This is a genomic window from Empedobacter falsenii (assembly GCF_013488205.1).
Lineage (GTDB): Bacteria > Bacteroidota > Bacteroidia > Flavobacteriales > Weeksellaceae > Empedobacter > Empedobacter falsenii_C.
On record NZ_CP040908.1, the window covers coordinates 3597501 to 3622028 of the forward strand.

23 protein-coding genes, 2 tRNA genes and 2 rRNA genes (1 of these 27 cut by a window edge) are annotated in these 24528 nt (G+C 33.2%); 3 read left to right on the forward strand and 24 right to left on the reverse strand.

Annotated features, from left to right (window positions below):
- From FH779_RS16750 to atpD, 8 genes are all read right to left on the reverse strand, one after another.
- A 23S ribosomal RNA gene (locus FH779_RS16750) occupies window positions 1–294 on the reverse strand (it extends 2490 nt beyond the left edge of the window).
- Between the two features lie 167 nt (window positions 295–461).
- Window positions 462–535 (reverse strand) — tRNA-Ala (locus tag FH779_RS16755).
- Between the two features lie 42 nt (window positions 536–577).
- A tRNA-Ile gene (locus FH779_RS16760) sits at window positions 578–651 on the reverse strand.
- A 185-nt stretch (window positions 652–836) separates the two neighbouring features.
- Window positions 837–2355: ribosomal RNA gene (locus tag FH779_RS16765) — 16S ribosomal RNA — on the reverse strand.
- The 16S and 23S rRNA genes sit together here with 2 tRNA genes alongside, the layout of an rRNA operon.
- A gap of 705 nt (window positions 2356–3060) precedes the next feature.
- Entirely contained in the window at window positions 3061–4068 is a 1008-nt protein-coding gene (locus FH779_RS16770) for a homoserine O-acetyltransferase family protein (protein WP_180905512.1), read from the reverse strand.
- A 29-nt stretch (window positions 4069–4097) separates the two neighbouring features.
- The gene (locus tag FH779_RS16775) at window positions 4098–5405 is read right to left on the reverse strand and encodes an O-acetylhomoserine aminocarboxypropyltransferase/cysteine synthase family protein (protein WP_180905513.1); all 1308 of its coding nucleotides are present in this window, start codon (window positions 5403–5405) and stop codon (window positions 4098–4100) included.
- Window positions 5406–5854: 449 nt separating this feature from the next.
- Window positions 5855–6148, reverse strand: a complete 294-nt coding sequence (locus tag FH779_RS16780) for a F0F1 ATP synthase subunit epsilon (RefSeq protein WP_038336143.1) — start codon at window positions 6146–6148, stop codon at window positions 5855–5857.
- Between the two features lie 85 nt (window positions 6149–6233).
- Complete coding sequence (gene atpD, locus FH779_RS16785; protein WP_114998651.1) at window positions 6234–7742, reverse strand: F0F1 ATP synthase subunit beta; 1509 nt, start codon at window positions 7740–7742, stop codon at window positions 6234–6236.
- A gap of 188 nt (window positions 7743–7930) precedes the next feature.
- On the opposite strand from atpD, the gene FH779_RS16790 reads away from it, so the two are divergent.
- On the forward strand, window positions 7931–8857 hold the full coding sequence (locus tag FH779_RS16790) for a bifunctional riboflavin kinase/FAD synthetase (RefSeq protein WP_180905514.1): 927 nt from the start codon (window positions 7931–7933) through the stop codon (window positions 8855–8857).
- A gap of 43 nt (window positions 8858–8900) precedes the next feature.
- Here FH779_RS16790 and FH779_RS16795 read toward each other — a convergent pair whose 3' ends face one another.
- The 5 genes from FH779_RS16795 to FH779_RS16815 form a co-directional block, all read right to left on the reverse strand.
- The gene (locus FH779_RS16795) at window positions 8901–10499 is read right to left on the reverse strand and encodes a S8 family serine peptidase (RefSeq protein ID WP_180905515.1); all 1599 of its coding nucleotides are present in this window, start codon (window positions 10497–10499) and stop codon (window positions 8901–8903) included.
- Between the two features lie 36 nt (window positions 10500–10535).
- Window positions 10536–11561 carry a hypothetical protein gene (locus FH779_RS16800; RefSeq protein WP_180905516.1) on the reverse strand — a complete coding sequence of 342 codons (1026 nt, stop codon included), beginning with the start codon at window positions 11559–11561 and terminating at the stop codon, window positions 10536–10538.
- Complete coding sequence (locus tag FH779_RS16805) at window positions 11558–12100, reverse strand: RNA polymerase sigma factor (protein WP_038336150.1); 543 nt, start codon at window positions 12098–12100, stop codon at window positions 11558–11560. The genes FH779_RS16800 and FH779_RS16805 overlap by 4 nt, the downstream gene beginning before the upstream one ends.
- 154 nt (window positions 12101–12254) lie before the next feature.
- Window positions 12255–13250 (reverse strand): aspartate-semialdehyde dehydrogenase, encoded by a 996-nt coding sequence (locus FH779_RS16810; RefSeq protein ID WP_038336152.1) that lies wholly within the window; start codon window positions 13248–13250, stop codon window positions 12255–12257.
- A gap of 257 nt (window positions 13251–13507) precedes the next feature.
- Window positions 13508–13918: a BrxA/BrxB family bacilliredoxin gene (locus FH779_RS16815; RefSeq protein WP_038336154.1), complete on the reverse strand. Its 411-nt coding sequence runs from the start codon at window positions 13916–13918 to the stop codon at window positions 13508–13510.
- A gap of 112 nt (window positions 13919–14030) precedes the next feature.
- Here FH779_RS16815 and rnpA point away from each other — a divergent pair, with 112 nt between their 5' ends.
- A complete protein-coding gene (rnpA, locus tag FH779_RS16820) occupies window positions 14031–14411 on the forward strand; it encodes a ribonuclease P protein component (protein WP_038336156.1) in 381 nt (126 codons plus the stop codon).
- A gap of 44 nt (window positions 14412–14455) precedes the next feature.
- On the opposite strand, the gene FH779_RS16825 is transcribed toward rnpA, so the two are convergent.
- The 7 genes from FH779_RS16825 to FH779_RS16850 form a co-directional block, all read right to left on the reverse strand.
- A complete protein-coding gene (locus FH779_RS16825) occupies window positions 14456–14656 on the reverse strand; it encodes a hypothetical protein (RefSeq protein WP_038336158.1) in 201 nt (66 codons plus the stop codon).
- 14 nt (window positions 14657–14670) lie between these two features.
- Window positions 14671–15285: a MarC family protein gene (locus FH779_RS16830; protein WP_114998639.1), complete on the reverse strand. Its 615-nt coding sequence runs from the start codon at window positions 15283–15285 to the stop codon at window positions 14671–14673.
- Between the two features lie 83 nt (window positions 15286–15368).
- Window positions 15369–16121 (reverse strand): LytR/AlgR family response regulator transcription factor, encoded by a 753-nt coding sequence (locus FH779_RS16835; RefSeq protein ID WP_114998638.1) that lies wholly within the window; start codon window positions 16119–16121, stop codon window positions 15369–15371.
- A gap of 6 nt (window positions 16122–16127) precedes the next feature.
- A complete protein-coding gene (locus FH779_RS17615; RefSeq protein ID WP_244957984.1) occupies window positions 16128–16448 on the reverse strand; it encodes a CPBP family glutamic-type intramembrane protease in 321 nt (106 codons plus the stop codon).
- 9 nt (window positions 16449–16457) lie between these two features.
- The gene (locus FH779_RS17620) at window positions 16458–16850 is read right to left on the reverse strand and encodes a hypothetical protein (RefSeq protein ID WP_244957985.1); all 393 of its coding nucleotides are present in this window, start codon (window positions 16848–16850) and stop codon (window positions 16458–16460) included.
- On the reverse strand, window positions 16851–18383 hold the full coding sequence (locus FH779_RS16845; protein ID WP_180905517.1) for a histidine kinase: 1533 nt from the start codon (window positions 18381–18383) through the stop codon (window positions 16851–16853). It lies immediately after the preceding gene.
- 66 nt (window positions 18384–18449) lie between these two features.
- Window positions 18450–19187: a tetratricopeptide repeat protein gene (locus FH779_RS16850; protein ID WP_180905518.1), complete on the reverse strand. Its 738-nt coding sequence runs from the start codon at window positions 19185–19187 to the stop codon at window positions 18450–18452.
- Window positions 19188–19224: 37 nt separating this feature from the next.
- Between FH779_RS16850 and FH779_RS16855 the strand changes: the two genes are divergently transcribed.
- Window positions 19225–19761 (forward strand): hypothetical protein, encoded by a 537-nt coding sequence (locus FH779_RS16855; RefSeq protein WP_180905519.1) that lies wholly within the window; start codon window positions 19225–19227, stop codon window positions 19759–19761.
- Window positions 19762–19831: 70 nt separating this feature from the next.
- Here the strand turns inward: FH779_RS16855 and FH779_RS16860 are convergent, their stop codons facing one another.
- The 4 genes from FH779_RS16860 to FH779_RS16875 are packed head-to-tail and all read right to left on the reverse strand — an operon-like array spanning window position 19832 to window position 24526.
- Window positions 19832–21625, reverse strand: a complete 1794-nt coding sequence (locus tag FH779_RS16860; protein ID WP_180905520.1) for a BatD family protein — start codon at window positions 21623–21625, stop codon at window positions 19832–19834.
- Window positions 21625–22482 (reverse strand): tetratricopeptide repeat protein, encoded by an 858-nt coding sequence (locus FH779_RS16865; protein WP_180905521.1) that lies wholly within the window; start codon window positions 22480–22482, stop codon window positions 21625–21627. The genes FH779_RS16860 and FH779_RS16865 overlap by 1 nt, the downstream gene beginning before the upstream one ends.
- Window positions 22483–22499: 17 nt before the next feature.
- The gene (locus tag FH779_RS16870; protein ID WP_180905522.1) at window positions 22500–23510 is read right to left on the reverse strand and encodes a vWA domain-containing protein; all 1011 of its coding nucleotides are present in this window, start codon (window positions 23508–23510) and stop codon (window positions 22500–22502) included.
- Window positions 23510–24526: a vWA domain-containing protein gene (locus FH779_RS16875; RefSeq protein ID WP_180905523.1), complete on the reverse strand. Its 1017-nt coding sequence runs from the start codon at window positions 24524–24526 to the stop codon at window positions 23510–23512. Before FH779_RS16875 ends, FH779_RS16870 begins: the two co-directional genes overlap by 1 nt.
- Window positions 24527–24528: the final 2 nt, after the last annotated feature.

Here is a 24528-nt window from a genome sequence, read left to right on the forward strand (position 1 = left end):
CCTTTCCAGGTTATTCTATTATCATTATAAAGTCTTTAGGGCTAATCCGCGTTCGCTCGCCACTACTTACGGAATCTCAATTGATTTCTTTTCCTATTGGTACTTAGATGTTTCAGTTCCCAACGTTCGCTCTCACTTACGTGAGTGACATGTCTTCAACATGCCGGGTTGTCCCATTCGGAAATCTACGGATTAATGCGTATGTGCCGCTCCCCGTAGCTTATCGCAGCTTATCACGTCCTTCATCGCCTCTCAAAGCCTAGGCATCCGCCGTACGCCCTTTGTAACTTTTTTCTCGATTTAACCGTCATATTATTGAGCGGTTATGTTAATCTTACTCGTTTTCTTGATTAATTGTATACCTTATATAAACTTTGATTTATCTCTAAATCTGTTTTGATTGTATGTTTTTTTTCAATAATGTCAATGAACTCTTCTATTAGTCATAAAAACTAATTTTGTGGAGAATATCGGAGTCGAACCGATGACCTCTTGCGTGCAAGGCAAGCGCTCTAGCCAGCTGAGCTAATCCCCCTCTTTTTACGTATTACGTAGAACGTTTAACGTTGTACGTTTGTAGTCTCAGGCAGACTCGAACTGCCGACCTCTACATTATCAGTGTAGCGCTCTAACCAGCTGAGCTATGAGACTCTTTAATACTCTTAAAGAGTGGTCTTTTTAGTTGTAAGATTTTAGTATTGAGAGATAAGTATTTAGATTTATCTAAGTTCTCAATTCTAATATCTAACTTCTAATATATTTATATAATACTACAGAATAAAAAGCCGAATCAAAATCAATCTTCTACTAATAGAAGAAAATTCGTCGTTCTCTAAATATGAGATGTTCCAGCCGCACCTTCCGGTACGGCTACCTTGTTACGACTTAGCCCTAGTTACCAGTTTTACCCTAGGCAGCTCCTTTTACGGTCACCGACTTCAGGTACCCCCAGCTTCCATGGCTTGACGGGCGGTGTGTACAAGGCCCGGGAACGTATTCACCGCATCATGGCTGATATGCGATTACTAGCGATTCCAGCTTCATAGAGTCGAGTTGCAGACTCCAATCCGAACTGAGATAAGTTTTTGAGATTCGCATCTTGTTGCCAAGTAGCTGCCCTCTGTACTTACCATTGTAGCACGTGTGTAGCCCAAGACGTAAGGGCCGTGATGACTTGACGTCGTCCCCACCTTCCTCGCGGTTTGCACCGGCAGTCTCATTAGAGTCCCCGTCTTTAAACGCTGGCAACTAATGATAGGGGTTGCGCTCGTTGCAGGACTTAACCTAACACCTCACGGCACGAGCTGACGACAGCCATGCAGCACCTTGCATTCTGTCCGAAGAAAAATCTATTTCTAGATCTGTCAAATTGCATTTAAGCCTTGGTAAGGTTCCTCGCGTATCATCGAATTAAACCACATGCTCCACCGCTTGTGCGGGCCCCCGTCAATTCCTTTGAGTTTCATTCTTGCGAACGTACTCCCCAGGTGGGATACTTATAACTTTCGCTTAGCCACTGAATCCGAAAATCCAACAGCAAGTATCCATCGTTTACGGCGTGGACTACCAGGGTATCTAATCCTGTTCGCTCCCCACGCTTTCGTCCATCAGCGTCAGTTTATGTTTAGTCACCTGCCTTCGCAATTGGTGTTCTGCGTAATATCTAAGCATTTCACCGCTACACTACACATTCCAGCAACTTCAACATCACTCAAGACTAACAGTATCAATGGCAGTTTCATAGTTAAGCTATGAGATTTCACCACTGACTGATTAATCCGCCTACGGACCCTTTAAACCCAATAAATCCGGATAACGCTTGCACCCTCCGTATTACCGCGGCTGCTGGCACGGAGTTAGCCGGTGCTTATTCTTCTGGTACCTTCAGCTACTTACACGTAAGTAGGTTTATCCCCAGATAAAAGTAGTTTACAACCCATAAGGCCGTCATCCTACACGCGGGATGGCTGGATCAGGCTTCCACCCATTGTCCAATATTCCTCACTGCTGCCTCCCGTAGGAGTCTGGTCCGTGTCTCAGTACCAGTGTGGGGGTTCACCCTCTCAGGCCCCCTAAAGATCATCGTCTTGGTGAGCCGTTACCTCACCAACTAACTAATCTTACGCATGCCTATCCTACTGCGATAAATCTTTCAAAAATTCATGATGCCATGATTTCTATTATAAAGTATTAATCCTCCTTTCGAAGGGCTATCCTTTTCAGTAGGGCAAGTTGCATACGCGTTACGCACCCGTGCGCCGGTCTCTATCTCCCGAAAGAAATATACCCCTCGGCTTGCATGTGTTAAGCCTCCCGCTAGCGTTCATCCTGAGCCAGGATCAAACTCTCCATTGTAAATAATTTTTTTTGAAGCGTTAGCTTCTGTTTTTTACAACTTCGAATTTCCTATAGCTCCATTATTCAAGGATTGACTTCGTTTTATTCGGCTATTTTTTCTTCTGTATATTTTATAATTTCAAATGAACTCCTCATCTTAGCAAAACCTCTCGGTATTTGCGGTTGCAAAGGTAATACTTATTTTTTAACTAACAAATTTTATTTCGAAAATTTTTAAAGTTTTTATTTTAATAAGTCAATTTACTTTCACTCCAAAACTCCTTTCAGAATCGGTTTGCAAAGGTAAAACTTATTTCTAAACTCGCAAATTTATTTTTAAATAATTTTTGTCGCTATATAAGTCCCTATGTCAATTTCAATACTACTCGTCTTTCGTATTGAGGTTGCAAATATACGCCTGCATTATTCGTTTTTCCAAACATAATTTACATTTATTTTACATTCTTCTCTTAAGTTACTGGTATGATGAGAAATATTTTTTGAAATGTTTGGATTTAAAACGATAGATCGATAATTTTAGACGGGAAAAGCCCGTTTTTAACGCACAAAATGATTAGACGTTTTGCTTTTCTTGAACAAAAGAAAAGTAAAATGGATACTTTTGAAGGAGCGACTCGGGAGAAATTCTACGAAGTAGAATCTATTTATAAATAAAAAAAGCTCGAATAAATCGAGCTTCATATAATTATTCATTTCATAATATTATACGAGATGTTCCAAAATTGTATTTAATTCTTGTAATTCGACCAAGAAACCATCGTGTCCAAAAATAGAATCTATTTCGATGAATTTTGCATTTGGAATATGATTCGCTATAAATTTTTGCTCACTTGGTGGAAATAAAATATCCGAGGAAATTCCAATCACTAAAGTGTTCGAAGAAATCTGAGACAAAGATTTCTCTAAAGATTCTCTATTTCGAGCCAGATTTTGTGAATCCATGGCTTTCGAAAGTGTCCAATAAGAATGAGCATTGAATCTGTTTGCTAATTTTTCACCTTGATATTTTTGATAAGAAGAAGCTTTGAAATCATTGTAAACAGAATCCTCGTCTTTTTGCTTCTGTTCATATATAATATAGGTACGGTAAGACAACATCGCAATTGTACGTGCTGCAATCAATCCATTTCTTCCTCCATTCTCAGTTTTATCATTAAAAGTTGAATCGGCTTCGATAGCTAAACGCTGCGATTCGTTGAACGCAATTCCCCAAGGAGAATGTATCGCGTTTGTCGCCAACAAAACCAAATTATCCACTTTAACTTGATTCAGCAACGTAAATTCTAACGCTTGTTGACCACCGAGTGAACCACCAATTAATAAATGAATAGTTGAAATTCCTAAATGATCTGCTAACAATTGATGCGCATTTGACATATCTTTTATCGTAATTGTAGGAAAATCTCTATAATAAGGCGAATTTGTTTCAGGATTTGTAGACAACGGATTTGTTGTTCCGTAATTAGAACCAATCACATTTGCACAAATAATAAAATGATCTTTTGGATTGAACAATTCATTTTCTCCAAAAAGACCAGCCCACCAATCGAAAACATCCGAGTTTGCCGTTAAAGCATGACAAACCCAGATGATATTGTTTTTTTCGGGATTCAATGTTCCCGCTGTATGATAAGCAATGGTTAAATTTTCGAGAATTTGACCATTTTCTAATTGAAATGGCTTTGTATAATTATATTGATGAAAATTCACTGAATTAATTTATAGCTAAAATACTTTGTTTACTTAATTTTATCAAAAGCTTGCTGAAGATCATTTTTGATATCATCAATATATTCGATTCCGACAGAAAGACGCAATAATCCTGGAAAAACTCCAGCAGATTTTTGTTCACCATCGCTCAATTGTTGATGAGTTGTTGCGGAAGGATGAATAATTAACGATTTTGCGTCACCAACATTTGCTAAATGATTAATCAATTCTAAACTATCAATAAATTGATTCGCTTTGTCTGCATTTCCTTTAATTTGGAACGATAAAACAGCCCCAAAACCATTTTTCAAATATTTTTTTGCCAAATGATGACTTGGAGAAGTAATTAATCCAGGATAATTCACTTTTTCTACTTGCGGATGAAGTTCTAACCAATGCGCAATTTCTAACGTATTGTCCAAATGTTTCTGAACTCTTAACGACAACGTTTCTAAACCTTGTAACAATAGGAAAGAATTGAAAGGTGAAATTGCGGGACCAAAATCGCGCAAACCTTCTACGCGAGCACGAATAATAAACTGAATATTCCCAAAAGGTCCATTCACCCCGAAGACATCGGAAAAAACTAAACCATGATAACCTTCTGATGGTTCAGAAAATTGTGGAAATTTACCATTACCCCAATCATAATTTCCGCCATCCACGATAACTCCACCAATCGAAGTTCCATGTCCACCGATCCATTTTGTTGCAGATTCAACGACAACATTTGCTCCATGTTCTAAAGGTTTGAAAATATAACCGCCCGCACCAAACGTATTATCCACAATAAATGGAATGTTGTGTTTTTGTGCAATTGCAGCGATTGCTTCAAAATCTGGAACATTAAAACTCGGGTTTCCTATCGTTTCTGCATAAATCGCTTTTGTATTTTCATCAATTAATGATTCAATTTTAGCTGGATCTGCATCTTCGGCAAAGCGAACATCAACACCTAAACGCTTAAAACCAACCTTGAATTGATTATATGTTCCGCCATAAAGATTAGAAGCTGAAACAAAATTATCACCTGATTCTAAAATATTATTTAAAGCAATAAATTGTGCCGCTTGTCCCGATGAAACAGCTAATGCCGCAACACCACCTTCGAGCGCAGCAATACGTTTTTCGAAAACGTCAGTTGTTGGATTCTGAATTCTTGTGTAAATGTTACCAAATTCTTTCAAAGCAAATAAATTTGCTCCGTGTTCGGCATCATTAAATACATAAGAAGATGTTTGATAAATTGGAACAGCGCGAGAGCCTGTTGTTGGGTCTACTTCTTGACCTGCGTGCACTTGTAAAGTATCGAAATGTAATTGTTTTTCTGTTGACATAATAAAATTGTTTTGAATGTGACTACGATTAATAAATAGTAGGGTAGGTTAGTTAGCTGAAATTAGCAGCTGCACATTCGAATTTTACTATTGATACAATTATAGATGCTGTGAAGCAGGACGCCGTGTCCAAAAGAATGTTTTTTAGAATTGTACTTCATCTTTAAAAAAATTATTCATTTCTAACTACACTTTGTAGTTTTATATTAGATGTGAAATTAGAATAATTTTCTAAATAATAAAATTTATAATAAGTTTTCAGAAAATAAATCTACAAAATCAATTTATAAAGAATATTTACACCAAAAAGTTAAAAATATTTCTTTCGAAATCTATAAAAAGCATTTAAACAGAATAAAATTTGAAGTAAAAAAGAGAATATTAAGTAGAAAATATAAAAAAAGGAGATCAAAATTGATCTCCTTTTAAGTTTTATGATAAAAAAGTAATTAGTTTGCTAAAACTATTACTTTATTATTGTTCATTTCTATTGTTCCTCCTTTGATATCTAACAATAATGTAGATTCATTAGATGGAGAACTGTAAACTTTACCAGATTGATTATCGAAATCTTCGAAAGTTTTTGTGTGAACTTTAATTTTGATTGTTCCTTCACCTAAAGTTGCAACGATAGGAGCGTGGTTATTTAATAACTGAAATTCACCATCTTTCCCTGGTAAAGTAACAGCATCTACTTCTGCATCGAAAACTACGAATTCTGGCGTAATAATTTGTAAGTGCATAATCCTATTGTTTTTAAAAAAAAGAGTACTTAGCAACTTTCAAAAAGAAAAGAAACGTAAGCACTCTTTGTATGGTTAAACTATATTATTTAGCTTCTGCTAACATTTTTTCTCCAGCTTCAATCGCTTCTTCGATTGTACCACGTAAGTTGAATGCAGCCTCAGGATATTGGTCAACTTCACCATCTAAGATCATGTTGAATCCTTTGATTGTATCTTTGATGTCTACTAAAACACCTGGGATACCTGTAAACTGTTCTGCAACGTGGAATGGTTGAGATAAGAAACGTTGGATACGACGTGCACGGTGTACAACTAACTTATCCTCTTCTGATAACTCTTCCATACCTAAAATCGCGATGATATCTTGTAAAGCATTGTAACGTTGTAAGATTTCTTTTACACGTTGTGCTGTTTCGTAATGTTCTTTACCAATAATTGCTGGTGATAAGATACGAGATGTAGAGTTCAATGGATCTACCGCTGGGTAAATACCTAATGAAGCAATTTTACGATCTAATACCGTTGTAGCATCTAAGTGCGCGAAAGTCGTAGCTGGCGCAGGGTCAGTTAAATCATCGGCAGGTACATATACTGCTTGTACAGATGTAATAGATCCGTTTTTAGTAGATGTAATACGCTCTTGCATAGCACCCATTTCAGTTGCTAATGTTGGCTGATAACCTACGGCTGATGGCATACGTCCTAATAAGGCAGAAACCTCAGAACCTGCTTGTGTAAAACGGAAGATATTATCTACGAAGAATAATACGTCACGTCCTTGACCTTGTCCATCTCCATCACGGAAATATTCAGCTAATGTTAAACCTGTTAAAGCAACACGAGCACGTGCACCTGGAGGTTCATTCATTTGTCCGAAAACGAAAGCAGCTTTAGACTCTTTCATGTTTTCGCTGTTTACTTTAGATAAATCCCAAGATCCACCTTCCATAGAGTGCATGAAATCTTCACCGTAATTAATTAATCCAGCTTCAATCATCTCACGCATTAAGTCATTACCTTCACGAGTACGCTCACCAACACCAGCGAATACAGATAAACCTCCGTGTCCTTTAGCGATGTTGTTCATCAACTCCTGAATTAATACTGTTTTACCTACTCCGGCACCACCAAATAAACCAATTTTACCACCTTTTACGTATGGCTCTACTAAGTCAATTACTTTAATCCCTGTAAATAAAACTTCTGCAGATGTTGATAATTCTTCGAATTTTGGAGCTGGACGGTGAATAGGTAAACCGTTTTCTTTGTCTAAATTCCCTAAACCATCAATAGCATCTCCAACTACATTAAATACACGTCCTTTGATGTTTTCTCCAATAGGAACCATAATTGGTTTTCCTAAAGCGATAACTTCTTGACCTCTTTGTAAACCATCAGAACTATCCATTGCGATACAACGTACAGTATCTTCACCGATGTGTTGCTCGACTTCAAGAATTAATGTTTCTTTTCCTTGACGAGGAACCTCTAATGCATCATAAATATTTGGAAGGCCTTCTGCGTTATCAAAAATAACGTCAATTACAGGTCCAATAACCTGTGCAATCTTACCTTTCTTTTGATTTGCCATTATATGAAATGATTTAGTTTATTTTATTTGGGTGCAAAGGTAAGTTAAAAACATTGTATAATTTATATACTTTTTAAGATTTTTGTCATAATATTTTGATTAGTAATCAGAATATTACAATCAAAGGAAATTAAAAATAGATTTGAAGTTCGATTTGAAAGCCTTAATTTTGTGCAAAATCATTTTTAGTGAACGTTTATCAATCCTTAGAAGAAATCAAACCTATCAAACGTCCCGTCCTTACTTTGGGCATGTTTGATGGTGTACACATTGGACATCAATCTATTCTAAAACAACTCAATACAATTGCAAATGAAATTGATGGGGAAAGTGTTCTGATTACTTTTAATCCACATCCTCGAATGGTTTTACAACCAAATTGTGATCTTAAATTCTTGAATACTTTAGAGGAAAAAGAAAATGTTTTACGTCAATTTGGGTTAGAACATTTGATTATTCAAGCGTTTACAAAAGATTTTTCCCAAGTAACTTCTGTCGAATTTGTCAAGAATTTATTGGTTGATAAAATCAATATTGATACGTTAGTGATTGGTTACGATCATCATTTCGGGAAAAATAGAGAAGGAAATTTTGAGCAATTACAAGTTCTTTCGAAAGAATATGGTTTCAATTTGATTCAATTGCAAGCTGTCGAAGAAAATGATGTGGCGGTGAGTTCTACAAAAATTAGAAATGCACTTATCGAAGGAAATATCGCGTATGCAAACAAAGCGTTGAACTATCATTATCCACTTTCTGGAGAAGTTGTTCATGGTGATAAAATTGGGCGTACACTTGGTTTTCCTACCGCTAATTTACAAGTTGATCCCAATAAATTGATTCCAAAAGATGGCGTTTATGCGGTTGATGTTTTTGTGGATAATCAAAAATATTTAGGTTTATTGAGCATCGGATTTAGAGAAACGGTTACCAATTCTCGCGAACATCGGGTAGAAGTGAATATTTTGGATTTTGATCGAGAAATTTATGGAGAAACAATTCGCCTTGAATTTTTAGGACATTTGCGAGATGAAAAGAAATTTGATTCGTTAGATGATTTAATCACCGCGATGAATCAAGACAAAGAAAATGCAATAAAACATTATTCAAAATAAAATTTCCGAAGTCAAAAATTAATCATTAGACTTCGGAAATAATTTACTTCTTAACAACTTTCTCTACTAATACATTTCCTTTAGAATCTGTAATATGAATTAAATAAACTCCAGATTTTAATTGATTTGTTGAAATAGAATTTCGATTATTCATCGAAATAATCTTTTGTCCAATCAAATTATATAATTCTATTTTTGCGATTTCTTCTTTAGATTTTATATTAATAATATCTTGAAAAGGATTCGGATATATTTTTTTTGATTTTAAGTTCTCTAACTCATTTGTTTTCAATAAATCTTGAGATGCCTTATAATAATTTGGTACGCCATAGCCTAATTGATTTGAAGGAAAGGAAAAAAGATGAGCAGATTCTTGAATTTTATCTTTTAAAATATCGTGTTTAATTTTAGGAAATTGTTGAATCATTAATGCTACAGCTCCTGCTGAAACTGGTGATGCAAATGAAGTTCCATTCGAATAAGTTAAACTTCCATCAGGCAAATAAACTACAATATTTTGTCCTAAAGCTGATACATTTGGTTTAATTTCCCCTAATGCGTTTGGTCCAAAAGACGAAAATGCTACGGGATTTTTGTATATATCATTTGCTCCAATTGAAAACACATTTTTAACATCTGCAGGTGCTGAAATCATTTTCCAAGGATCATTTCCTTCATTACCAGCTGCTACCACAACAAAAACTCCTTTATTAGCAGCTATTTCAGCTCCTTTAGAAATTAGTGTCGTTTTTCCATCCATATTATCAAATGTATAATCGTATCTCGCATCATCAAAAGCATAATATCCCAAAGAAGTATTAATAACATCAGATCCTACACTATCTGCTCTTTCTGCAGCTTGAACCCAATACATCAACTCTTTTGGAGTTTCTGAAGTATTGTCTTCTGATCGATATAACGAATATGTAGCTTTTGGAGCAGTTCCAACATACTTTCCTTCAACTTCTGCTGTCATTGTAGATAAAACCATTGTTCCATGATTATCTGCATCATATACATTTTCTTTTTTATCTACAAAATCATAGGTGTCAAGAATTCTATTCTCTTTACGCAATATATCAAATGCTGAAATTTTATCAACTCTAGGAAAGCCAGCATCAATAACTGCTATCAAAACTCCTTGTCCTAAAATATTATTATTGTGAAGTGGTTTTAAATTAATTTGGTCAATAAAATCATTAGCATAACCATAATTAAACTCTTCTGAATTATGTATTAGATCTTTCCATTTTGACAAATTTTTATTTGATGATTTAGGAACTGAATTACGAACCAAAGATTCTGCAGTTTCAACAAAACTTAATGCTTTTAATTTACTCAAAATAGTTTCATCAGAAATCTCTACCATTACAGTATTCAACCATTTCGAATGCCCAATATAATTTAATGATAATTTTTTAAGTTCATTAATTCTATACTCAGATATAGGAACATCTTCCTCAGTAATCGAAATTTTATACTTTTCTCTTCTATCTAATGATCGTTGAGAAAGCATCTGCAAAGGGTTTGATAAAAAATTTGATGTATTTTCCTTTGGTTTTAATTTAACCAAATATAAATCTTGAGCCAAGGAAAAAGTAAAACCAAGTAATATTAAAGTTAGAGATAAAAATTTTTTCATAAATGTTAATTCATTCAATTCTACTAAATTAACATTTTATTTTAATTGATAATATTTAAATATTTCTTTTTTATTTTTTTCCAAAACTCCCAAAAGCGTTGCATCAACCTTTGGTTCGTTTGTTGTTAAAACAATTTTATCATTTACTTTTTCGAATGTAATGACAAGATTATTCGTTGTACTTTCAAACGAAATTTTATTTTTTGATTTCTTTTGTAATTTAAAATTAGTACGTAGAATATCCGATTTTACTGTAAACTTTAAAGGTTTATAAACAATTGCATATTTGTCAATTTCAGATTTTTTTGGAGAAACATCCATCATCGAAGCTGTTTCTAACGAAGCATTTGCAGCTCGTGTTTCTGCAACAACCGTCATTTTCATCACATCAGAAGTATCTTTCATTTTAGAAACACCCCTAATCACGACACCTGAAGCTTTTCCTGCTAACTTATCCGAAATGACTGAATCTTTTGTATAGCCAAAATTTTGACTATTTGCTTTAGCATATTGACCTTCTTTTTCTATCGAATCTAAAACCTTAGAACGAGCTTCCATTGCTTGCGGTGCTGATAAAGTAACTGGAGCATTTGGAGCGGACGCTTTAGATAATTGAGGAAAATATCCTTTATCATCAATTGCACCAGCAGAATGCCCTTCCATTACTTTATAAACAGGCTCTTTTGTAACTTTATCATTCTTTACTATTTCTAGAGGTTTTTCCAAATCTTTATCTTTCGATTCTAAAACCACTATTTCTTCTTGTTCAGGAGGTGATTGCTCAATAACTGGGACATTTGTTTTAACAATTTCAAGTGAATTTTCTCTATTTTCAGTATTAATATTCTCGATAAAAAGTACAAAGTAAGGAATCGCAATCAACGCGAAAACAGCAGCAGAAAACCATACACTCGAAACAAATTCGCGAATAGGTTTCTTTTTCTTTTCCTCGTTCTGCAAACCAGATTCAATACGTTTCCACACCAAATCTCTTGGTTTTTCGCCGACAGTTTCGTTTCTTCTTGATCGAAATAAATCTTCTATTGGATCGTTTGTGTTCACGATAAACTTGATTTTATATTTTCATTCTTACTTAACATTTCCTTCAATTTCGTCTTCGCTAAATTAAGTTGCGATTTCGATGTTCCTTCTGTAATGCCCAAACTTTCGGCAATTTCTTTGTGTTTATACCCCTCAATAACGTAGAGGGTAAACACGAGACGACAGCCTTCGGGTAGATAATCGAGGAGTTTCATCACATCATCTTCTTCTATTTGTTGCGAAGCTTCTTGGTTAGATGAAATGGAAGAGGAGTAATCGTCAACATTGAGATGAAAAATTTTATTTTTCCGCAACTCCATCAAACATTCATTAATCATAATTCTTCGCATCCATCCTTCAAAACTTCCTTCGAACGAATAATTCTCAAGATTCTGAAAAATTTTCAAGAATCCTTTTACCAACGCATCTTCCGCTTGTTGTATATCGGTAAAATAACGTTTACAAACCGCAAAAAATCGCGCATCATATTTTTCATAAAGCAGCCGCTGTGCTTTCGAATCATTGCTGATACAAGCTTTTATGAGTTGTTTTTCGTCCAAAATACTTTTTCTTTCTTATTATTTAGATGCGAAAATTACGCTTCTGGTTGCTTTGATAGCGTAAAATATTTGTTAAAGTTCTGAAAACTTATTCATTAAACATAAAAAAAAGTCGCTACAAGAGCGACTTTATATTCATTTTTAATTGATTTTTTTATCCAACTAAATTATGTTTTACTAGATATTCAGCAATTTGAACTGCATTTGTAGCTGCACCTTTGCGTAAATTATCTGCAACAATCCAACAATTTAATGCATTTGGTTGAGATAAATCACGACGTATACGTCCTACAAAAACATCGTCTTTTCCTTCTGAATAGAAAGCCATTGGATAAGTATTTGTGTCTGGATTATCTTGTACTGTTACACCTTCCTGTTCTGCTAATAATTTGCGAACTTCGGCTAAATCAAAATCATTCTCAAATTCAATATTCACCGACTCCGAATGTCCTCCTTGCACAGGAACACGAACCGCAGTAGCAGTGATATTCATTTCGTCCACACGCATAATTTTACGAGGCTCACGCGTTAATTTCAATTCTTCTTTTGTATAACCTGTTTCTTCATCAAAAACATCACAATGAGGCAATGCATTTTTGAAGATTTGATATGGATAAACTTTCGCAACATCACGTCCTTCAATTTCTCCATTCAATTGTTCAACTGCATCTTTACCAGTTCCTGTAACCGATTGATACGTAGAAACAACAACACGTTTAATTCCATATTTTTTATGCAAAGGATTTAACACCATTACCAACTGAATTGTAGAACAGTTAGGATTTGCGATGATTTTATCATTTGTTGTTAAAATATCTGCATTGATTTCTGGTACAATCAACGGACGATCTGGATCCATTCTCCAAGCCGATGAATTGTCAATTACAGTTGTTCCGACTTCTGCAAACTTAGGCGCCCACTGTTTGGAAGTTTCTCCACCTGCTGAAAAGATTGCGATATCAGCTCGCATTTCTACAGCATCCTGCATTGATACAATTTTGTATTCTTTTCCTTTGTATTCAATAGTTTTTCCTATTGATCTTTCTGATGCTACTGGTATAATTTCAGTGATTGGAAAATTTCTTTCTTCCAAAACTTGGAGCATAACTCTGCCGACCATTCCGGTAGCGCCTACGACTGCTATTCTCATTTGTTTATTAAATAATATATTAAAAAATTTCGAATTGCTAATTTACAGATTATTTTGATACATTTTTCTCTATTTCATAGGTTTAGCAATCAATTTGATATGATATATTTTATGTTATGATGTTAATTCAGGTTTTTAAACTTTTCCTCGAATTAAAATTTATAAAACTCTTTTTTATAAGAATTTTGAACACAAAAAAAGTGGAACAAATTGCTCCACTTTTTAAAATATTTTTGAAATAACCTTCAAATTTAGTCTTAAGCAAACTCGTTGTAAGCTGCTTTTAAGTTTTCTGCAATAGCTGCTGCAGAGTGCCCTTCGATGTGGTGACGCTCTAACATATGTACTAATTCACCATCTTTGAATAAAGCAACTGCTGGAGAACTTGGAGGAAATGGAGCAAAAAATTCACGTGCTTTTGCTACAGCATCTTTATCAAATCCTGCGAAAACTGTTGTTAAGTGTGTAGGAACTTTATCATTATCTAATGACATTACAACTCCTGGTCTTGCAGCACCTGCAGCACAACCACAAACACTATTTACCATTACCAAAGTTGTTCCTTCTTGTTTTATTGCTGCTTCTACTTGTTCTGGAGTAGTTAAATCTTCAAAACCATTAGAAGTCAACTGAGCCTTCATTGGCATTACTATTTCTGCTGGATACATATTGTTCTTTTTTTGTTTTAAATAAAAATAAATTATTTTCAAAGTTACATAATTCTAAAACTTTTTAGAATACTTACTTTTGCAGCAACAAATTTACATAGAATTTTGCAATATGAAATTGACTTTTGGTAAGAATGAGAAACTTAAAAGCAGAAAAGCATTCGATGAATTGTTTTCTGATGGAAAAACATTTGTTTCTCATCCGATTAGATTTGTCTACAAAATCAAGCCGAAAGCGGATTACAATATAAGGGTAGGAGTAAGTGTTGGAAAGAAAAAATTTAAATACGCAGTTGACCGAAATTTATTGAAACGCCGTGCTAAAGAAGCTTACAGATTAAATAAATTGTTACTTGAACCTAATGAAAACTATTCGGTTGATTTAGTGATGATTTATACTTCTACAAAACATCAACCTTTTGAAGTAATCGAACAATCTGTCAAAACTTTATTAGAAAAATTAAACGAAGCGATACAAACAAAAAAAGATTAATCCTAGGATTAATCTTTTTCATTTATTATAAGTTGTAAAACTGTTTATTTCTTAAGATTTGTTTGCAATCTGAAAAAACTAAAGTATACAGATACTAAAATTAATCCACAAACCGATGCTCCAATTCCTAAAACGCTACGAAAGTTTTCCTCAGCCATAAAACCAGCTTTATAATCCATCTCATATAGGTTGTAACCTAAACCTATCAACAAAACGATTGTCGCGATATAAATATATGTTTTCATTAGATAATGAATTTTTAAATTTTAATTTCATTCATAAACAATGCACCGATATTTGACGTAAATAATTTGATTGCGATTGACAATAAAATTACTCCAAATACTTTTTTAAGCACCGATAAAACGCCAGGTCCCATCCATTTTTCGAGTTTTCCTGCGAATTTCAGCACCAAATATACGATTAACATATTTAATATAATCGCAATCACAATGTTAATATCTGCAAACTGCGAACGAAGCGAAAGTACAGTTGTCAACGAACCTGCACCCGCAACTAACGGAAACGCAATAGGAACGATGGATGCAGAGTTGGATTCGACTCCTTTCTGGATTTCAATTCCCAAAATCATTTCGATAGCGATGATAAAAATCACAAAAGCTCCAGCAACGGCAAACGACTGAACATCAACACCAACTAATTTCAAAATTTTTGTTCCGAAAAATAAAAACGAAATCATCAAGATTCCTGCTGCGATAGACGCTTTTTCAGACTGAATATGCCCAACTTTGCTTCGAATTCCTACAATAATTGGAATACTTCCTAAGATATCGATAACTGCAAAAAGTACGGCGAAAGTTGTTCCGATTTGATTGAAAGAGAATTTCTGAAAAAATGATATTATATTTTCCATTCGTATTTAGTGATAATTAATTGGTTGATGCAAAAATAAAAGTTTTTATGAACAAATTTTCATAAAAAAGCAAGAAATCAATCTTAATCCAACCAATTCTTAAAATCTGTCACTTTTTCGCGACTCACAATCATATCTTGTTCGTTGTAAGTATTTAAAATTATTTTTAATCTAGAATTAGAATACATTGTAATTTCTTTAATCGAATCGATTTGAATAATTTGACTACGATTAATTCTAAAAAACTTTTTCGGGTCGATTTGTTCTTCCACTTTATCCAACGAAAAATCTACCAAATAATTTCGGTTTTCTTTTGTATGAATATACGTTGCTTTGTTTTCACTAAAAAAACATTCAATATTATCGATTTCTATAATTTTGATTGATGTTCCTATTTTAATCGAAAAACGTTCTTTAAATTTTTCGGTTTGATTATTTGAAAAAAAATTTTTCAATTCATTTAGATTAAAACTTGAAGATGCTTGCTGAAATTGTTTTTCAAATTTTTCAATTGCAAACTTCAATTCCTCTTCATCAACAGGTTTCAACAAATAGTCAACCGAATTTAATTTAAACGCTTTCAATACATATTCGTCATAAGCCGTCGTAAAAATAATCGCAGACGAAACATTAACTTGATTAAAAATCTCAAACGACAAACCGTCTGATAACTGAATATCCAGAAAAATTAAATCTGGATTTGGATTCGTTTTCAACCACGCTACACTTTCTTCTACAGAATGCAACATTTCATGTATTTGATAACCCAATTTTTCTACACGTCGCTTTAATAAACGCGCAGCAGGCTTTTCATCTTCTATAATTAATATTTTCATCTTTTTTTAAGTTAGTTCACGAGTCGGTTTTCTCATAAAAATTTTATTCCAAACAAATAATAAAGCAAGTATAATGACAAAAATGATCAATGTTGCGAGATTTGTTTTTGCCATTAAAGCATGAATTGTTGCTGGAACAATAATCGATTTTGTTCGAATCGTTGAAAAGGTTAATACAAAAGAAAAAACAATGCACAATAACATGAAAATTCCAAAACCTCCAAATTGATCGAAATCTTTAAAAATTAGTAAATGCCAAACAGCCCAAAATACTCCTGTTACAATGCTTTTTATTATCCAAAATATATTTCCTAAAACATCGTTCAAATAACCTCGTCAAGTATATTCTTCCATTATATCATAAAGCAACGTAACAGAAATAAAAATCGCTGCCCACAAATGTTTATTAATTCCGTAATCGTTATTTATCCCATAAATTGAATAACCAACGAGTAATATAAATGGAAAAATCAATGTTTTGAAACCTTCTTTTCCTAGAAGAGAGACTTCTTTTTTAACTTTAGAGAATTTATAGAAAAGTAAACTAATTAGAAAAATAATCAACCCATGATTCATATTCCAAGGCAGTTGAAAATCGACTAAACCTCCAAAAATCAATTGTAAAAAATTAGGACATTTACGAATCAGAAAAGTTCCGATTAATATCAATCCATAAAAAATAATTATTCTAACCCAATTTGTTTGCTTTATTTGATTTATAAAATTCATTTATTGCCACTTTTTATTTTGCTCTTTTTCCAAGATTTCTTTGGCTTTATTCTCTTCCCAACCAGAACCATACGCAAAAACTTTTACAGCATTTAGTGCAACGCCCAATCCCCAACCTAAAACTGGCCAATAAAACCACCAATGTCCATTATTTGTAACTAAATTCAGAATAAAAAAGAATAAACTCATTACAACATAAGTTCCTAAATGCGCATAAAACTTTTTCAATTCTTTTGCACGCTCTATTGCACGTAAATAAGCTTGTTGTTCGTCAAAATTTTGTGTATTCATAGTTGTATTTTTTTGTGTTAATATGGGAAGTTCTACACGAAATAGTTGTTCATTTTTTTCGATGTTCACTTCTCGGTTAGAAATTAATTGATAACGATTAATAATATTTTTCAGCCCAATTCCTGTCGAATCTTTAATGGTTTCTTTTGGTTGGAAAGAATTTTCAATTATCAAATAATTATCTTTTTTATAAATTTTAATTTTCAAAGGTTTTTGATCAGATACAATATTGTGTTTGATTGTATTTTCTAATAAAATCTGCAAAGAAAGTGGCACAATAAATTCGGTTTCAGAGAAAGTTATTTGTTCAATTTCGAAATCGATGCTATTTTCAAATCTTAATTTTAGAAGGTTGACATAGGTTTTTGCAAAATTTATTTCTTCTTGAATCGACACAACTTCTTTGTCTTTTTGTTCTAAAACATATCGATAAATCTTAGAAAGCGATGTTGTAAAATCTATCGCATTATCTGGATTTTCTTCAATCAAACCAGTTAAAACATTCAAACTATTGAATAAAAAATGTGGGTCTAATTGACTTTTTAAGGTTTCGAATTGTGCAGTTGCTGTTTCTGCTTTTGTTGATTCGATAACAATTTTACGTTCTAATTTATTTTTCTTTCGATCGATAATAAAGAATAAAAACAAAAAGAAAACCGTGATAACTGCAACTAAAAGATAATTGATCGATTGATCGTAAAAAATATATTTCTGCAAAAGGAGATTCGCAAACTCCACGAATACATAATACAATACCAACGTATAAATAATAGAACGTAAAAAATACTTTCTTAAAACTTTTTCTGGTTTAGGCGAATCTGGTACATCTATTCTATATTCATTAAAAATGCTTGTATTCACAAAAGATGCTGCAACACTGAACGAAAAATATCCGATAAAATATTTGATAGCTTCTGGATGAAAAAATTGATTGAATGATACATTTGGAGATGTAAAAAATATCACGCTATAAATCAAAACATTGATTACAAATAGAATCAAAATATTACGAACAATTAACTTTTTGTCAGAAACAATAATTCCTTCTAAGAATTTTAAAAAGACCAACCCTAAAGCAACAAATTTTAGAAAGTTTCCTGTTAACAAGCCTACTTCTACACCTAAATCAAAATTTGAATTATTTTGAAAATTAATTGTACTAAAATCAAATACATATACTAAAATTGCAAATGAAAATACAAATGAAAATAATCTCAAATATCCTTTATAATACTTATCCATATCAAGCAATCAAATTAATTAACCAAAAAATAATTTCGTGAATAAATTGTGCAACTAAAGCTATCATTATAGTACGTTTTTACATTCGTTATTCAACAAGGCTTCGGCACGATTTTTTCCCCATATCGGTTCATTATTTTTTGGCTTTTCAGCATTAAATAAAGCTAAAGATTTTTTTACATTTTTACAATCTTGTGTAATATCCATTCCGCTATATTTTGCAGCATTGATATTAAACTCAGCCAAACCTAAAACAGAACGCGGATTACTAGGATTTAACATCAACGATTTTTGATAGATTTGTACTACTTCTGGATAATAAATTGCACCATTTTGCATTGGATTCTGCACAATTTCTGCTGTTAAATACAACGCTTTCAAATTGAGAATTTCTATATTTAATGGATTATTTTTAACTAGATCATCGATTTGAGTTTTTACATTCGAAAGAATTTCTTCGTTTTTATCCACATCTTTTGATTCGAAAGTTTTCAAAACTTCAGAAAAAGTCAAATAATATTTAGGTAACCATTCATTTGGATAATCATTTATTAATTGCTTAAAATTAGCTTCAGAAGAATGATTTCCTTTGTTCCATTCCGTTAAAGTTTTATTCATATCTGATTCAAAATTCTTTTGTGCAAAAGTTGATACAGCGAATAAAATTGCGATTGTTAAGAAAATTGTTTTCATCATTTGTTTTTTTTTAATTTGTTGAGTCAAAGTTCTTACAAACACTTTTCGTTTGAAATTATATGTTACCGAATTGTCAATTTTCGAGGACGAATTGTAAAATGGTTTCATTTTTGGATTAACATAATCAAAACTAAATCAATCGAATATGAAAAAACTCTTTTTAGCTACTTTACTTGTAACGGCTTTTGCAAGTAATACGAAAGCGCAAGTGACAGGGCGTTACAGCCAAGTTGCGTTGACTGCGCCAGACGAATTGCGCGATAGTGAAAATGATGTGCAAATAACAAAAGACAAACAATCTTCGAAGAAAATTTGGATCGATCATTTGATTCCAAACAAGCGTATTTATGCGATTTCTTATTTAGCAAGTGACGAAAAAGTAATCTATACAATTCCGAAACAATTGGTCGGGAATTATCAAATCAATACAGGTTGTGTTATATATGATAACGAAGAAAATCAATTGACAATTTCGGCGAATAATCCTGTTGATTGCATTGGAATTAGTCAAAAAGATTATGAAAATATTTCGGTTGGAAAAGATGGTGTTTCTGTAGGGAAAACTAAAGTTGGATCGAACGGAAAAATCTCAACAAACGGAGTAGAAATCAAAGGAAGTGAAGTGAAAGTTGATGCAAAAAAGTTGCTTTCTGGCATACAATATGTTGGACGTAAAGCTTAAAAATATTCAAAATAAAAGGGACAACTCAAAAACTGAGATTGTCCCTTTTACTATCTAAAAAACTTGAAATTTATTTTCGTAATAATTCTTCGGAAATATTTTGCGTTGCTTCGAAAACTTCTTCTAAATTTTGATGCAAACCACCAAAGGCATATTTCGCTTGTCGCGCATTATTCAACAACAATTTCCATTGTTCTACGGCTAATTCGCTTACACCATTTTCAATCAATTTATTTGCAATCATCTCGTCAGAAAAATGAGCTAAATCTGTATTTGTTTTTAATAGCGCTGCATTACACAAAATATTTTCTTGTAATTGATAAAAATCTTTTTGGTCTTCAGCGTTTATTTTTTTCTTCAACTCATCTAATTCAGCAGAAATTTGACTAGAATTTATCGTTGGTTTTTCAACCAAAGTAAACTTTTGGGTTTCTGTTTTTGGTTGATATGATTCAAAATTATTTTGCTCGTTAAGAGGTTTTATTTTTGGTTCAATTGTTTGTTTTTGTGTCGAATTATTTTTCTTTCTCATCAAAAATAAACTTCCGGCACTCAATGCAATTACACCACCAGTTAACCACAACCAACCGCTTTTTCCTTCTTTTACATCATTCGTCATTTCTTCTATTTTATCAGAAATTGTCGAATCTGGTGAATTAGATGCCATAGCAGTTGCAGAAGAAGTTTTAGAACCTGAAACAGACAAATTAATCGAATCTGATTTCAAGGTTACATATTTCTCTTTAACAGGATCGAAATAACTAAATTCTACAGGCGAAATCGTATATTCTCCTCCAAAATTTGGTACAAGAACTGTTTGCTCAGCAACTTTTCCTTTCATTCCTGTATCATATGTTTTATATGCATCACGTTTTTTCGGCGCAAATTTTTCTAAATTTTTTGGCGTTGTAATTTCAGGTAAATTAATGGTATTAAAGTTTCCTGTTCCAATAATTTCGACATCAAAATTTACACTTTCATTGGTAGCAACTTCTTTTTTATCAACCGAAGCATTCATTTTAAATTGACCAACTGCGCCGCTAAAGTTCTTTGGTTTTCCTTCTTCTGGAAGCGCTTTTGCATTAATCACAACTGGATTACTACGCACTTCTACAGGCTCAGCTCCATACGTTGTTGGCAAAACGACATCTACCGAAAACGGATCAATTTCTATCTTTCCTGGTTTTTGAGGAAAAACATAATAACGTGCAATTTCTTCAGAGAAATATTGTTTTCCTCCTACAATTTCTTGCTTGATATTTTCGGGAGAACTTTTAACTATTTTTGGGCTTAATCCATCTAAATTTCCTTGACGAAAGTTTTGTTTACGATTAAGATAAGATAAATCTTTTACGTATAATTTTACTGATAAACCAACTTGTTCATTCACATAAGGATTCGTTTTCGAAACTTTACTTTGCAGAAAGACTGGTTGAGAAGTATTACTTCTAAAATTATTGTGCGTCAATCCCGTTCCTTTCACTACAACATCGACAGGTTTCGATGTATAGGTTTTTCCATTAATTACAATCTTAGCAGCTCCAATGCGGTATTTACCCTCTTTTTCAGCAACAAAAGCAAGGATAATTCCTTCTTCTATCACTCCTTTTCCATTCACATAAGAAACATTTTGCGAGCGTTGTTCACCTACAATTTGTAATCCATTATGTGGAGGATATTTCATTGGTTGATCAATCGAATAACTATCTGTATTAGATTCGATAAAAAAGCCCACGCTAAATGCTTCTCCTAAACTGACCTGCGTTTTGTCTGCATCAGATTTAAAAGAAATTTGTTGTGCTAACGCTGTGATAGACGTTAAGGCAAACACTAAAAAGCTATTTAAAACGCTTGTCGTTGTCATTACCAATCCTTAGATGTTGTTGTTCGTTGTTTTTCTGCTTTTTGTTGAATAATTTTTCGTTGGGTTTTGGCTTCCTGATTTTGCAATGCTTTTAGCAAACCGTCTCCCAAATTATTCTTTGCATTATCTTGTTCTTTACCGTCTCCATTATTTCCTTGTTTGATTTCTGGAGATTGATTATTTCCTTGTCCTTTATTATTTCCATTTTCACCACCAGCTTTCGGATTTCCTCCTTGATTTTGCTGTTTTTGCTGATCAGATTGTTGTTGTTGAGATTGATTCTGATTCTGCTTTTGGTTATTTTGGTTTTGCTGATTCTGTTTGTTTTGCTGCTGTTGTTGTTTTTGCTGATTATTTTGATCTTGTTTGTTCTGATCTTTATTATCCTTATTATTCTGATCCTTTTGCTTCTCACGTTCTTTTTCTAACATCTTCTTTGCTAATGCATAATTGTAACGTGTAGCATCATCTTTTGGATCATTTCGTAAGGCTTGTTTGTAATTATCAACAGCATTTTGATAATCTTTTTCCTGCATAAAAGCATTTCCCAAATTGTGATAAGCCAAATGTTTATCATTATTCGTTTTAGATACTTCAGCAGAACGTTTGTAATGCGCTATACTTTCTTTGTAGCGTTTTTGTTGAAATAAGGCATTTCCTAAATTGTAATTTGCTTTGACAGAAGTTGGATCTTCCATGGCAGCTTTCTTGTAGGCAACTTCTGCATTATCAAATTTTCCTTTTTGATAATACTCATTACCTTCAATAATGTAGCTTTTCGCTTTCGATTGGCTATAACCAAAAACGGATAAAAGCATTATTCCTAAAAATCCTATTTGTTTTAAAAAGTACATCATTTTACCATACAAACTTACTATTTCTTTTTGTTAAAAATCTTATATTCAGATGTTAATAATTCCACAAAAAGTAAACAAACCGCAACCGCTAAAAACCACTGATAAACGTGATTCATATCTCTTGTTGTAGAGTTAGCAATTTCGTTTTTATCTAATCGGGCTTTATACATTGATAATGCGGATAATGCATCTTGTGTATTATCCAAATGAATGTAAGTTCCGTTTGTATCTTGTGCCAATTCGCGAAGATTTTTATCTTCTAATTTTGTAATAACTGTAGAACCTGTTTCGTCCTTTTTATAGTCTTCTGCGTAGCCATTGTAGTACATCGGAATTGGAGCTCCTTTGTCTGTTCCAACACCAACTGATACAATATGAATTCCGTTATCTTTTGCTATTTTAGAAGCTTGATTAACTGTATTTTCGTTGTCTTCTCCATCTGAAATTAATACAATTAATTTACTTGTATTCGCCGAACCTTTGAATGTTTTTGCAGCTTCCTGAATCGCATTTAAGTAATTTGTTCCTTGGCTCGAAATTAACTCAGTATTAACATTTTGCAAATAACTTTCGATCGCTGCATAATCATTTGTCAATGGAGAAATTGTGTAAGCATTCGCTGCAAACGCAACCAAAGAAGCTCGATCTCCACCTAATTGATGTAATGTTTCTGTGATTAATTTTGTTGCTTTTTCTAATCGAGAAGGAGCGACATCTTGTGCATTCATAGAACTTGATAAATCTAACAAGAAAACCATATCAATTCCTTCGCGCTTTACTTGTACATCTCGTTCACCATAAAGTGGGTCCATCAATGCAATTACCATTAAAAATAAAGCCACACAAAATGCAATGATTTTGAAACCATAACGCTTTGAAGATGTGATTGGAAAAACAAATGGAAACAGTTCTTTATCTGCAAATGTTTTCTTTACACGTTCGCGCCACTGAAATACTGTTATCGATAGAAAAATAACGACAAACAATAAAATCATCAACCAAATATTATGTAATTCTCCCCACTGCATTAGATTAATTCTTTAAAAACGGTTCTACGTAAAATGGCTTCTAATACCAAAATGATGAATGCAGGCAATAAGAATCGCGCAAACAATTCGGTATAATTATAATATTTGACTTCGTTAATCTCTGTTTTTTCAAGTTTATCAATTTCGTCATAAATGTTTTTTAGACTTTCATTGTTTGTTGCACGGAAATATAAACCTCCAGTTTTATCTGCAACTTCTTCTAACAGTTTTTCATCAATTTGTACAGGACGCATTTCAAAAACATAATCACCTAACATATCGTAACCAACAGGCATAGGCGCCATTCCATTTGTTCCAATACCAATTGTATATACTTTTATTCCTTTCTCTGCTGCAATATCAGCGGCTTGTCTTGGCGAAACATACATCAAATCTCCAGAAGGATTTACACTTTCAACACCATCTGTAATCAGAATAACGACTTTAGATTTTGCCTTACTATTCTTGAGATGATTGACAGCTGTTGCTAAACCAACTCCAATTGCTGTTCCATCAGCTAAACTACCTGAATGTAACATTTCGATTTCTTGCGTCAAAACATCACGATCTGTTGTTAATGGAACACGTGTCAAAGCTTCACCAGAATATTCTACTAAACCAACTCTGTCCGTTTTTCTTCCAAGTGAAAAGTCTTTTGCAACTTCTTTTAACGCTGTTAAACGATCTGGTTTCAAATCGCGCGCTAACATACTCAACGAAGTATCTACAGTCAATAAAATATCAACTCCTTCATCCGATTTTACTTTTGTCGTAACATCTACATAACGTGGACGAGCCAAGGCTATAATGCACAAAGCCATTGCGATAATTCGCATCAAAAATAAAAGTGGTTTGTACGTCGCTAACGAACTTTTTGCACCTCCAAATGCTTTGAGCGAAGGTAATTTTAAGGATGCTTTTTTCTGGCTCGTTTTGCGAATTTCTCTGAAAATAAAGAAAGGCAAAGCAAGCAATAAGAGTAAGATCCAAGGATTTTGAAACTCAAAATTTAGCATTC